This window comes from Desulfocurvus sp. (genome assembly GCF_023230885.1).
GTDB lineage: Bacteria > Desulfobacterota > Desulfovibrionia > Desulfovibrionales > Desulfovibrionaceae > Desulfocurvus.
Genome location: NZ_JALNWM010000108.1, coordinates 1 through 11,094 on the forward strand (window position 1 = coordinate 1; position 11,094 = coordinate 11,094).

Genomic DNA, 11,094 nt, shown 5'->3' on the forward strand with positions numbered 1-11,094 from the left:
CTGGACGACTACTGCTCGGACCAGACGCGGACCTTCTGGGTGGGCGACGCCCCGGCCGAGCATTTTGCCCGCGCCCTGGAGCAGACCCGCGAGGCCCAGGCGGCGGGCATCGCGGCCATCGGCCCCGGGCGGCCCATCGCGGGCGCCTACGAGGCGGCCCGGGCGGTGTTCGAGCGCCACGGCGTGGCCGAGCACTTCACCCACGCCCTGGGCCACGGCATCGGCCTGGAGACCCATGAGGCCCCGAGCCTTGGCCCCAAGGCCACGGGCGTGTTCGAGCCGGGCATGGTCGTCACCGTGGAGCCGGGGTTGTACTACCCCCGGTGGGGCGGCATCCGCTGGGAGTACATGATCCTGGTCACCGAAGACGGGGCCGAGGTCCTGTGATGGCCCTGCGGCGCAGGGTGGGCAAGGCCCGCTCGGCCCGCTACGCGCGCGAGGCCGTCGCCCCCGCGCGGTCGCGGCGCGTCTATGTCCGCCTGCGCCCGCAGGACATGGCCCTGTTCAAGTTCATTCTTGAAGGCCACGACAATTTGGCCTATCTGAGTGTGGTGGACAGATACAGTGCGGTTTGCCGTCTGGTGCATTCCCCGGGGCAGGAGCGGGAGGTCCGGGAATGGCTCGAAGCCATGCGCACGCAGGTGGATTTCGCCGTCATCGAACCCTGAGCGCCCGCGGAGACAGCCAATGCCAGCCTTGCGACGCCTCGCGGCCCTGGCCGCGACCCTGCTTCTGGCCCTTGCCTGCATGGGCATGGGCGGCCTGGGCGACACCGGGATCATCAACAAGATTCCCGAGCCCGACCGGCACTTCACCGTGACCGTGGTGGACGTGACCGACACCAGCTTCCAGGCCGAGGACTTCTCGGTGGACGGGCAGACCGTGGTGCCCGTGCAGATGGGCAAGGCCAGCCTGAGCATCGACTTCGCCCGGATTTCGCGGGTGGTCTTCCTGCGTCAGGGCGACGAGCTGCTGGCGCGGGTGAGCTTTGCCGACGGTCAGGAAAAGACCGTGACGGCCTCGCCGCGCACGGTGTTCTTCGGGCGCACGCCCTGGGGCCTGATGCGCCTGGCGGCCAAGGACATCAAGGAAATCCGCTTCTAGCGCGCCCGGCGCGCCACGCAAAAAAAGGGAGCCCCGGGGGCTCCCTTTTTTTGTCGCCGGGTCCGGTTCCCGGTCCCGGTCTGCGGTCTGTCCCGCGGGCTAGCGCTCCAGCTCCGTGATGAGGCTGCGCAGCACGTCCACCTGCCGCCCGGCTTCGGCCACGGCCTGCAGGGCGTCGTCCATGGCCCGCGACGTTTCCGTGGAGATGCGGTTGACCTCGCCCACGCTGTGGTTGATCTCCTCCGTGGCCGAGGACTGCTCCTCGGCCGCCGTGGCGATGGAGCGGACCTGGTCCGAGGACTGGCGCGCCAGCTCCACGATGCGCTCCAGCAGGCTCCCGGCGGTCTCCACGCCCGCGCGCGACGAGTCGAGCACGGTGCGGGTGCCGTCGATGCCCGTCAGGGTGCCGCGCACGGCCTGCTGGATGGCCCCGATGGACTGGCCGACCTCCTTGGTGGCGGTCATGGTCTTCTCGGCCAGCTTGCGCACCTCGTCGGCCACCACGGCGAAGCCGCGGCCCGCGTCGCCCGCCCGCGCGGCCTCGATGGCCGCGTTCAGCGCCAGCAGGTTGGTCTGGTCGGCGATGTCCTCGATGGTCTGGGCAATGGCCCCGATGCCGTCGGCCTTGGCGCTCAGGTCGTCCACGGCCTGGTAGACGCCCTGGAAGCCCTCGGTGATGGCCGCGAAATCGTCGCGGACCTTGCCGAACTGGCGCGAGCCGTCGCCCGCCGCCGTGCGCGAGTTCTCGGCCAGGGCGGCGGTGTTCTCGGCGTTCCTGGCGATTTCCAGCACCGAGGCGCTCATCTCCTCCATGGCCGTGGCGGTCTCGTCCACGCGCATGGCCTGGTCGCGGGCGCCCTGGCTGGAGTGTTCGATGTGCCGCTTGAGGTCCTCGCTGGCCGTGGCCAGCACCTGGGCCACGTCGCGCAGCTGGGCGGCGGCGTGGCGCATGCCTTCTGTCCGCGCAGCCTCGGCCTTGCGCGTGGCCTCCTCGGCCAGGGCCTTGGCGGCCTCGGCGGCCTGGGCGGCCTGGTGTGCGGCCTCGGTCTGCTGGCCGGCCTCGCGCATCTTTTCCTTGAGGCTGGCGACCATGGATTCCATGGCCGAGCGCAACACGCCGAATTCGCTGGTGTGCTTGCCGCGCACGGTGGCGTCCAGGTCGCCGCCCGCCACCTGGTGGGAGAACTCCGCCAGGGTGCGCACCGGGCGCACCACCGCCGTGTTCAGGGCCAGGGCGATGACGCCCATGAGCACCAGCAGCGCTGCCACGGCGCCGATGGCCGTGCGCGTGTTGGCCCGGGCCAGGGCCTGGGCATCGGCGAATAGCTCGTCCTGGTGCACGGCGATGCCAAGGCCCATGCCTGTGGGCGTCACGCTGTAGAAGACCAGGAAGGGAACTCCGTTCACCGTGGTTTCGAACTCCACGGGCTGGCCGGGGCGCGCCTGGGCGGCGTTGCGGGCCAGGTCCGCCCCGAAGGGCAGCTCGGAGGCGGGCTTGAGCACCATCTCGTCGGCGGCGGGATAGGCGGTGACCAGGCCGCTTTGGGTCTCCACGGCGAAGGCCAGGGAGGAGGGCGTGACGGAGATGGCGCCCACGACCTTGCGCAGGGTTTCCATGCTCAGGTCAAGGGTGGAGATGCCGATGACCCGGCCCGCGCCGTCGTACATGATCCCGGCCACGGTGACCATGAGGGCCTTGGTCCCCGCCGTGTCGAAGAAGGGCGCCGACCAGTAGACCTCGCGGTCGCGCTTGCGCGCGCGGTTCCAGTCCCGGGGCACGGCCTGGGCGTACCAGTCCTGGTTGGGGTAGTCGTAATCCCGGGTGTTGTACTCCATTGTGAAGGTCACGGAGCCGTTGTCCCAGTAGGCGTAGGGGCCGTAATACTCGCGGTCGGTGAAGAAGGTGTACGGCTCGTACCACACGCCGCAGCCGATGGCGTCGGGATACTTGCGGATGCTCGAAACAAGGAAATCGCGGACCAGGGGCTCCATGTCGGCGTCCGTGGCCTTGTGGACGGCGTACAGGTTTTCCCCGGCGGTGGCGATGTCGCGGGTTTTTTCCTGCATCACGGTCATGTAGGTGTTGATGACCTCGGCCTCCGTGGCCACCCGGCTGCGGATGGCCTTGCGCGTCTCCTGGACATGGGCCTCCCCGGCCTTGCGCATGTTGCCCAGGAGCAGGGCGTAGCCGAGCAGGGAGACCAGGGCGGTCAGCCCTATGAGTGCGAGAACCTTGAGGCGGACGGACATGGGAACCTCTCGGGAAATGGGTGTCGCCCCGGGAAGGCCGGGCATGGGCCGATCTGGGCGGGCCTGTTTATGCCTGCGCCGTGTGACGCCCCGATGGCGGCCGCGCCGCAGTGCGGAGAAGCAGCGGCGTGCCCCGGGGGTGGCGGAGGTCCACTCGCCGCCCTAGAGCCCGAAGAAGCGCGAGGCGTTGGCCGCCGCCAGCAGCCACAGCTCGGCGGGGTCCTGCCCGCGCAGGGCCGCCACGGCCAGGGCCGTGAAGCCGAGCAGGGCGGGCTCGTTGACCTTGCCCCGGTAGGGGTCGGGGCTCAGGAAGGGGCTGTCCGTTTCCAGGACCAGCCTGTCCCCGGGCGCGGCCGCGGCGGCCGCGCGCAGGGCCTCGTTCCTGGGGTAGGTCACCGGGCCGGGCAGCGAAAGCATCCAGCCGTGGGTCGTCACCTCGTCCAGGCACGCCACATTCTCCGTGAAACAATGCCACAGAAGCGGGCGGTTGTGGAAGCCCATGTCCAACAAAATGTTTACGGTGTCGTCCCAGGCCTCGCGGGAGTGGACCACCACGGGCACGTCCAGCTCGCGGGCCAGGGCCAGCTGGTCCCGGAAGGCCGCGCGCTGGGTTTCGCGCGGGGAGAGGTCGTAGTGGTAGTCCAGCCCGATCTCGCCCAGGGCGCGCAGGCGCGGGTCGGCGCGGAAGGCGGCGGCGGTGGCCTCCAGGTCGTCGGCGGTCAGGTCCTTGGCGTCGTGGGGGTGGGTGCCCAGCAGGAAAAAGACCCCTGGGTGGGCCTCGAAGGCCGCGCGCCCGGCGTGGTAGGCCCGGGGGCCGAGGAAGACCTGGCCGATGCGCGACACGCCGCACAGGGCGGCGCGTCGGATCACGGCGTCCAGGTCCTGGTTCAGGGGGGCCATATCCAGGTGGGCGTGGGTCTCCACGCCGCCCGGGGGCAGGCCCAGGGTCTCGGGCAGGGGGCGTTTCTTTTTTCCCATGATGTGTGCGTCCGTCGCCGGTGCGCCCGGCGTGATGGTCTGGCGGCGGGGCGTTGCGGCCCGCGTCGCGGGGCCGACTATAGGCTTTTTGGCGGCGATGCCAACCCCCCGGGGCCGGGGGGCGGCGGGGGTGGCGGCTCAGCCCCGGGCGGTCAGGGCGTCCCAGGCGGCGAGGACCTCGCGGCGCTGGGCCTCGGGGCTGTAGGCGGCGGCGGTGGCGCGGGCGGCGTCCAGGGCGCCAGCCAGGGCCGGATGGTTCCCCGCGACCCAGCGCACGGCGGTTTCCAGGGCCTGGGCCGCCCCGAGCACGTCGGCGTCGGCGCAGAACAGGCCCTGCCCGCCCCAGGGCACCGGGCGCTGGGGCAGCCAGGGCCGCAAGGCGCCGGGCAGGTCTGCCGCCTGGCGCATGGAGTCCTGTCCGCCCAGCCCGGTGAAGCCGACCACGAGGCAGCCCGAGGCCATGGCCTCCAGGGGCGGCAGGGGGCAGCCCTCGGGGAAGCCCGTGGCCAGGAAGATGTGCGCCCGGCGCAGCAGCTCGGCCACGCCGTCGGGCGGCTGCCCGGCGATCTCCAGCCAGCGCAGGGCGGGGGCGCCGGGGTCGCGCGCGGCGCGCGCCTCGGCCACGGCGCGGATCTGCGTGGCCAGGGCCTTGTTCTTGCGCGGCATGTAGGCCACGGTCACGGGGCTGGCCGGGCGCGGCGCGGCGGGCGGCCGGAAGCGGGCCGGATCCACCGCCGGGCGCACCACGGGGGGCCGCACGCCCAGGGCGTACTCCACGAAGCGGGCCACGGGGTCGGACACGGCCAGGAACTCCACGGGCAGCTGGTCCCAGCGCACGTCCGGCGGCAGGGCCGAGAAGAGGTAGGCCCAGTTCTGCACATAGAGCACCGTGCGTGCGCCCGAGTGCAGCCCCGGGGCCAGGGCGTTGACCCAGCCCTCGGGCACGAGCCAGATGTCGCCCCGGGCCAGGGCCAGATCGGCCCAGGGCACCACGGGCACGGCCCGGGAAAACTCCGGGCGCCAGAACCCGGCCTCGCGCGGCACCAGGGCCACGGGCCGCCCGGCGGCGTGCAGGTGTGCGGCGATCTGGTGCAGCACGGCCAGCCCCCCCGTGGGCGATGCCAGGGGCGGCAGGAAGATGTGGGTCGTGCCCGTGGGGTTGCTCATGGGGTCAGTGTTAGCCCAGGTGGCGGCAGGTGGCAAGGGCGGGCCCCGGATCGGCGGCCGCGCGCGGTGGCCGGGGCGGACCCTGGGCGGTGGTCAGCGCCGCTGGCAGTCGGGGCAGCAGTGGTGGCAGCCGTCCACCCGCGCGAAGTGCTCGCGGGCCTTGAGCACGGCGCCGTGGCAGGATGGGTGCCAGCCCAGCAGGACGCCTTCGGCGGGCTCGGGCCGGTACGGGCAGTGCTCGTCGTGGACCTCGTGATCGCCGTCGGGCCGGGCGTTCCTGTTCACATAGTACAGGGGCATGGCTCCTCCCGTGTCCTTTGTGGGCCTGGGGTGCCGCCAGCCTAGCCGAATTGTTGCGTTTGTCAATATAGAAAAACATGTTTCACGCCGCAGCGGCCACCGTGGGCCGCGCGCGGCGCGTTTCCCGGCCGGGCGCCTATTCGCCCAGGTAGGCTTTCTTGATGGCCTCGTTGGCGAGCAGGGCGCGGGCGTCGTCTTCCATCGTCACCCTGCCGGTTTCCATGACATAGGCCCGCGAGGCCAGTTGCAGGGCCAGGTTGGCGTTCTGCTCCACAAGCAGGATGGTCACGCCCTCCTGTTTGTTGATGCGCTCGATGATGGAGAAGATGTGGCGCACGATGAGCGGGGCCAGGCCCAGGGAGGGTTCGTCCAGCAGCAGCATCCGGGGGCGGCCCATGAGCGCCCGGCCGATGGCCAGCATCTGCTGCTCGCCGCCGGACAGGGTGCCCCCGCGCTGGCGGCGGCGCTCCCGCAACACGGGGAAAAGCGAGAACACATGCTCCAGGTCGCGCTGCACGCCGTCCTTGTCGCGGCGGAAGAAGGCGCCCATCTCCAGGTTCTCGCGCACGGTGAGCCGGGGGAAGATGCGCCGGCCCTCGGGCACCTGGCACAGGCCCCGGGACGGCAGCAGGTCGGGCGACAGGCCGCTGATCCGCTGGCCCTGGTAGAACACCGCGCCGGACTGGGGCGGCGTGATGCCGCAGATGGTCATCAGCGTGGTGGACTTGCCCGCGCCGTTGGCGCCGATGATGGTCACGATCTCGCCGGGCATGACGCTCAGGGAGACGCCCTTGAGGGCCTGGATGCGCCCGTAGCAGGTGACCACGTCGCGCAGTTCGAGGATGGGGGTCGCTGTGCCGGTCATGGGCCTAGTCCATTTCCTCGGAGCGGGCCCCGAAGCGTTTTGCGGGCCACAGGCCCTTGGGGCGGAAGAGCATCATCACCGTCATGGCGCCGCCGAAGGCCAGCATGCGGTACAGCTCGAACTGGCGGAAGACCTCGGGCAGGGCCACCAGAGCCAGGGCCCCGAGCATCACGCCCGGGATGGAGCCCATGCCGCCCAGCACGACCATGGCCAGGACCATGGCCGACTCGATGAAGGTGAAGCTCTCGGGGCTGACAAAGCGCATCCGCGCGGCGAAAAACGCCCCGGCCAGCCCGCCGAACACCGCGCCCGTGGCATAGGCCAGCAGCTTCAGGCGGAAGGTGTTCACGCCCATGAGCTCGGCGGCCGTCTCGTCCTCGCGGATGGCCTCCCAGGCGCGGCCGATGCGCGAGAAGTTCAGCCGGTGCACGGCGATGGTGGTCAGCACCGTCAGGCCCAGGATGACGAAATACAGGGCCGTCAGCTTTTTCATCTGGATCAGCTCGAAGCCGAAGGTGCCCTCGAAGCTCGGCCACCAGGCCGTGGGGGGCCGGATGCCCAGGATGCCGTTGGGCCCGTTGGTCAGGGCCATCCAGTTGTTGAGGATCAGGCGCACGATCTCGCCGAACCCCAGGGTGACGATGGCCAGATAGTCCCCGCGCATGCGCAGGGTGGGGTAGCCGATGATGCACCCGGCCACGGCGGCCAGGGCGGCGGCCACGGGCAGGGCCATCCAGAAGGGCATGGCGTAGTGGATGCTCAGCAGGGCGTAGGTGTAGGCGCCGACGCCGTAGAAGGCGATGTAGCCCAGGTCCAGCAGGCCGCACAGGCCGATGACCACGTTCAGGCCCAGGCCGAGGCAGATGTAGATGAGCACGTTGATGGCCACGTCCTGCACATAGCGACCGGAGCCGAAGGGCAGGGCGGCGGCGATGCACAGCGCCAGCGACCACCACACCGCCGGGGGCACCTTGTCCATGCCCGTCTTGGCGCCGGCAAGGCCCCGGGCCAGGGGGCTGGTCACGGCGGCGAAGGCGCCGCGCGCGTGCAGCTGGCGCAGCGCCAGCAGCGCCGCCGAGGCGGCGGCCACATAGCCCCAGACCGCGAGACTGTCCGCGAAGCTCACGGCGCCGTCGGCGCCGATGCCCATGAGCGGCCACAGCAGCAGATAGAACCAGGCCATGCCCGCGGCCCAGTAGAGCCAGACCTTTCTAGACCCGAGTGTCGTCGACATTTTCACCCATGATGCCCGTGGGCATGAAGTACAGCACCGCAATGAGGATGATGAACGCCCACACGTCCTTGTATTCGCTGGAAAGATATCCGGCGGCGAAGATTTCGACCATGCCGATGATCAGCCCGCCGACCATCGCCCCGGTGATGTTGCCGATGCCGCCGAGCACCGCGGCGGCGAAGGCCTTGATGCCGGGGACAAAGCCCATGTCGTAGCGCACGCTGCCGTAGTACAGGCCGATCATGATGCCCGCCGCCGCCGCCAGGGCCGCGCCGATGGCGAAGGTGGTCGAGATGATGCGGTTGGAGTTGATGCCCACCAGGGAGGACATGACCTTGTCCTGGGCCGTGGCGCGCATGGCCGTGCCGATGCGCGTGCGAAAGACCAGGGCGTTGAGCCCGAGCAGCAGGGCGATGGTCACGGCCACGATGAGGATCTGCATGTAGGAGAAGGTGATCAGCCCGAAGTCCAGCCCGCCGTGGGTGAACTCCGTGGGGTAGGCCTTGTCGTACACGCCCTGGGTCAGCATGAGGCCGTTTTGCAGGAAGATGGACATGCCCAGGGCCGAGAGCAGCACCGACAGGCGCGAGGCGTAGCGCAGGGGCTTGTAGGCCACCTTTTCCACGGCCATTGCCAGCATGGCGCAGTAGCCCATGGTCAGCAGCAGGGCACCGAACAGGCAGAACCAGGGGTGGGTCTCCATGTAGCCGTGGGCCGCGAGGAAGCTCAGCAGGATCACGCCCATGTAGCCCCCGGCGGCGAAGAATTCGCCGTGGGCGAAGTTGATGAGCTGGATGATCCCGTAGACCATGGTGTAGCCCAGGGCGATGAGCGCGTAGAGCCCGCCCAGGGTCAGCCCGTTGATGACTTGCTGGATGAAGAATTCCATAGGCCTGGTTCCTGTCCTTGGTGTCCTGCCCGGAGGCGCGGCGGACCGTCCTGCCGGGGGGCGCCCGGGGCCCGGGACACCCCGGCCGGGGCCGCCGCGCGGGCGGCCCCGGCGGGAGTGCCGCCGCGCGCTAGTAGAGCGCGTTGGTCTCGGGGTTCCAGTAGTTGATGAACTCGCCGCCCTGGACCTTGCGGATGATGTAGTTGGAGCCGGAGTCTCCATTCTCCAGGAACTTGATGCGCTTGGTGGCGCCGTCGTAGTCCATGGCCATGAGCGCGGCCTTCATCTTGTCGGGGTCGGTGCCGCCGGTTTCCTTGATGGCCTTCAGGGCCGCGTAGGCGGCGTCGAAGGCGTAGCCGGAATAGGCGCCGGGGGAGGCGAAGCCCATCTTGGCGTACTGCTCCAGGAACAGCTTGTACAGCGGGCGCTCCTGGTCGATGAAGCCGAAGGTCAGGTACATGCCCTCGGCGGCTTCCTTGGCGATTTCCATGAGCTGCGGGTGGTACACGGCGTCCTGGCCGATGATGGGCGCGGTGATGCCCATGCGCCGGGCCTGGATGGCCATGAGCGCGCCGGAGGACGAGTTCTGCAGGCTCATGTAGAACACGGCGGGGTCGGCCTGCTTGACCTTGGTCAGCACGGCGGAGAAGTCCTTGTCGCCCTGGTTCACATGGTCGTGCCCCAGGACCTTGATGCCCGCGGCCCCGGCCTTGGCCTCGACGTTGTCGGCCAGGCCCTGGGAGTAGGTGGTCTTGTCGTCGATGATGTAGACGGTGCCGGCCTTGAGGTGCTCGACCATGAACTTCACCGCCACCACGGACTGGTCGTCGTCACGCCCGCAGATGCGGTACATGTGCGCCAGGCCGCGCTCGGTGACCTTCTCGCTGGTGGAGGCCGGGGTCAGCATGGGGATGGATTCCTCGTCCAGGGTCTCGGAGGCCGGGATGGTGGCCGAGGAGCAGTAGGCGCCGATGACGAAGGCCACCTTCTCGTTGATGAGCTTGTTGGCGGCGGCCACGGCCTGGCGGGGATCGCAGGCCGAATCCTGGGCGAACAGCTCGATGGCGTCGTAGCCGGGGATGCCGCCCTCCTGCTCGACCACGGCGATGGCCGCGCGCACGCCGTTGGCGATGTCGTTGCCGTCGGCGGCGTAGGGGCCGGTGAGCGGGCTCAGGCTGCCGACCTTGAGCGTCTTGGCCAGGCCCGGGGCGGCCGTGGCGACGGTCAGCGCCAGGGCCAGGGCCAACGACAGGGAAAGAAGCCGTTTCATGCCGAATCCTCCTCTTGTTTGCCGTCCGCGCTATTGCCCCAGATAGGCCTCGATGACCTTCGGGTCGCGCTGGACTTCTCCGGGGTTGCCCTCGCTTATCTTCACACCGTGGTCCAGAACCACGATGCGGTCGCAGATGCCCATGACCACCTTCATGTCGTGCTCGACCATGAGCACGCTGACGCCGTGGTCGCGAATTTTCCTGATGTAGACGGTCAGGTCGGCGCTTTCGGCAGGGTTCATGCCCGCCGCGGGCTCGTCGAGCAGCAGCACGGCGGGCTCCGAGGCCAGGGCCCGGGCGATTTCCAGGCGGCGCTGGTGGCCGTAGGGCAGGTTGGCTGCCACCTCGTCGGCGATTTCGCCAAGGCCCATGAACTCCAGGGCCTGCCGGGCGCGCTGGCGGATGCGGCGCTCCTCGCGACGCTGGGAGGGGGTGCGCAGGATGGCCCCGAACACGCCCTTGGAGGAACGGCAATGCTGGGCGACCATGACGTTCTCCAGGGCGGTCATGGCCGTGAACAGACGGATATTCTGGAACGTCCGGGCGATTCCGGCGGCCAGGATGCGATGGGGTCGCAGGCCCAGCAGGGGCTGGCCGCCGTAGCTCACGTCGCCCTCGGATGCCTTGTAAACACCTGTTATAACGTTGAATATCGTCGTCTTGCCCGCCCCGTTGGGGCCGATGAGCCCGACGATCTGCCCGGCGGGAACGGCGAAGCTCACGTCGGCGACGGCCTTGAGGCCTCCGAACTGGACGGTCACGTCGCTGAGGATGAGGTCGGATTGGCTATTCATACGCCAAATTTCCATAGTTGAAACAAGCTGCAAACGCAAGGGGATTGCCTCGATTTTGAGGCCGCACAAGCTTCTCTGCAATTCTGTTGAATGCAGATAAATCAGTCCCTTGCATCCGTGGTGTCTGGGTTCTCGCGGGGGAGGGGAAAGGACGATGAAATAACTGAATTAACCTTTTTGTAATTCCTGGCGGCCAGGCGGGGGCGCCGGGGCGGAGCGCGCGGCGCGGGCTTCGCCAGCCC

The 11,094-nt window shown here is 69.5% G+C and carries 12 protein-coding genes; 3 read left to right on the forward strand and 9 right to left on the reverse strand.

From position 1 onward, the window contains the following. From M0P34_RS09060 to M0P34_RS09070, 3 genes are all read left to right on the forward strand, one after another. Positions 1-387, forward strand: a 387-nt coding sequence (locus M0P34_RS09060; protein WP_291498591.1) for a M24 family metallopeptidase, incomplete at its 5' end; no start/stop codon positions are given. Further along, entirely contained in the window at positions 387-668 is a 282-nt protein-coding gene (locus tag M0P34_RS09065; protein WP_291498602.1) for a DUF4911 domain-containing protein, read from the forward strand. The genes M0P34_RS09060 and M0P34_RS09065, both read left to right, overlap by 1 nt. 19 nt (positions 669-687) lie before the next feature. Continuing rightward, positions 688-1,104, forward strand: a complete 417-nt coding sequence (locus tag M0P34_RS09070) for a hypothetical protein (RefSeq protein WP_291498592.1) — start codon at positions 688-690, stop codon at positions 1,102-1,104. Between the two features lie 99 nt (positions 1,105-1,203). Here the strand turns inward: M0P34_RS09070 and M0P34_RS09075 are convergent, their stop codons facing one another. The 9 genes from M0P34_RS09075 to M0P34_RS09115 form a co-directional block, all read right to left on the reverse strand. Continuing rightward, positions 1,204-3,354: a methyl-accepting chemotaxis protein gene (locus tag M0P34_RS09075; protein WP_291498593.1), complete on the reverse strand. Its 2,151-nt coding sequence runs from the start codon at positions 3,352-3,354 to the stop codon at positions 1,204-1,206. A gap of 162 nt (positions 3,355-3,516) precedes the next feature. Continuing rightward, the gene (locus M0P34_RS09080; RefSeq protein ID WP_291498594.1) at positions 3,517-4,332 is read right to left on the reverse strand and encodes a TatD family hydrolase; all 816 of its coding nucleotides are present in this window, start codon (positions 4,330-4,332) and stop codon (positions 3,517-3,519) included. A gap of 138 nt (positions 4,333-4,470) precedes the next feature. Next, complete coding sequence (locus tag M0P34_RS09085) at positions 4,471-5,499, reverse strand: glycosyltransferase family 1 protein (protein ID WP_291498595.1); 1,029 nt, start codon at positions 5,497-5,499, stop codon at positions 4,471-4,473. A gap of 93 nt (positions 5,500-5,592) precedes the next feature. Next, the gene (locus M0P34_RS09090) at positions 5,593-5,799 is read right to left on the reverse strand and encodes a hypothetical protein (protein WP_291498596.1); all 207 of its coding nucleotides are present in this window, start codon (positions 5,797-5,799) and stop codon (positions 5,593-5,595) included. A 136-nt stretch (positions 5,800-5,935) separates the two neighbouring features. Next, the gene (locus M0P34_RS09095; RefSeq protein WP_291498597.1) at positions 5,936-6,664 is read right to left on the reverse strand and encodes an ABC transporter ATP-binding protein; all 729 of its coding nucleotides are present in this window, start codon (positions 6,662-6,664) and stop codon (positions 5,936-5,938) included. A 4-nt stretch (positions 6,665-6,668) separates the two neighbouring features. Then, positions 6,669-7,898, reverse strand: a complete 1,230-nt coding sequence (locus M0P34_RS09100) for a branched-chain amino acid ABC transporter permease (protein WP_291498598.1) — start codon at positions 7,896-7,898, stop codon at positions 6,669-6,671. Continuing rightward, positions 7,876-8,787 carry a branched-chain amino acid ABC transporter permease gene (locus M0P34_RS09105; protein WP_291498599.1) on the reverse strand — a complete coding sequence of 304 codons (912 nt, stop codon included), beginning with the start codon at positions 8,785-8,787 and terminating at the stop codon, positions 7,876-7,878. Before M0P34_RS09105 ends, M0P34_RS09100 begins: the two co-directional genes overlap by 23 nt. Before the next feature lie 130 nt (positions 8,788-8,917). Next, complete coding sequence (locus M0P34_RS09110) at positions 8,918-10,057, reverse strand: branched-chain amino acid ABC transporter substrate-binding protein (RefSeq protein WP_291498600.1); 1,140 nt, start codon at positions 10,055-10,057, stop codon at positions 8,918-8,920. A 30-nt stretch (positions 10,058-10,087) separates the two neighbouring features. Continuing rightward, positions 10,088-10,852: an ABC transporter ATP-binding protein gene (locus M0P34_RS09115; RefSeq protein WP_291498601.1), complete on the reverse strand. Its 765-nt coding sequence runs from the start codon at positions 10,850-10,852 to the stop codon at positions 10,088-10,090. Between the last annotated feature and the right edge of the window lie 242 nt (positions 10,853-11,094).

What these genes read in the sequence shown, in the direction of transcription:
- M0P34_RS09065 (WP_291498602.1), top strand. Translation starts at nt 387, where the DNA reads ATGGCCCTGCGGCGCAGGGTGGGCAAGGCCCGCTCGGCCCGCTACGCG.
- M0P34_RS09070 (WP_291498592.1), top strand. Translation starts at nt 688, where the DNA reads ATGCCAGCCTTGCGACGCCTCGCGGCCCTGGCCGCGACCCTGCTTCTG.
- M0P34_RS09075 (WP_291498593.1), bottom strand. Translation starts at nt 3,354, where the DNA reads ATGTCCGTCCGCCTCAAGGTTCTCGCACTCATAGGGCTGACCGCCCTG.
- M0P34_RS09080 (WP_291498594.1), bottom strand. Translation starts at nt 4,332, where the DNA reads ATGGGAAAAAAGAAACGCCCCCTGCCCGAGACCCTGGGCCTGCCCCCG.
- M0P34_RS09085 (WP_291498595.1), bottom strand. Translation starts at nt 5,499, where the DNA reads ATGAGCAACCCCACGGGCACGACCCACATCTTCCTGCCGCCCCTGGCA.
- M0P34_RS09090 (WP_291498596.1), bottom strand. Translation starts at nt 5,799, where the DNA reads ATGCCCCTGTACTATGTGAACAGGAACGCCCGGCCCGACGGCGATCAC.
- M0P34_RS09095 (WP_291498597.1), bottom strand. Translation starts at nt 6,664, where the DNA reads ATGACCGGCACAGCGACCCCCATCCTCGAACTGCGCGACGTGGTCACC.
- M0P34_RS09100 (WP_291498598.1), bottom strand. Translation starts at nt 7,898, where the DNA reads ATGTCGACGACACTCGGGTCTAGAAAGGTCTGGCTCTACTGGGCCGCG.
- M0P34_RS09105 (WP_291498599.1), bottom strand. Translation starts at nt 8,787, where the DNA reads ATGGAATTCTTCATCCAGCAAGTCATCAACGGGCTGACCCTGGGCGGG.
- M0P34_RS09110 (WP_291498600.1), bottom strand. Translation starts at nt 10,057, where the DNA reads ATGAAACGGCTTCTTTCCCTGTCGTTGGCCCTGGCCCTGGCGCTGACC.
- M0P34_RS09115 (WP_291498601.1), bottom strand. Translation starts at nt 10,852, where the DNA reads ATGAATAGCCAATCCGACCTCATCCTCAGCGACGTGACCGTCCAGTTC.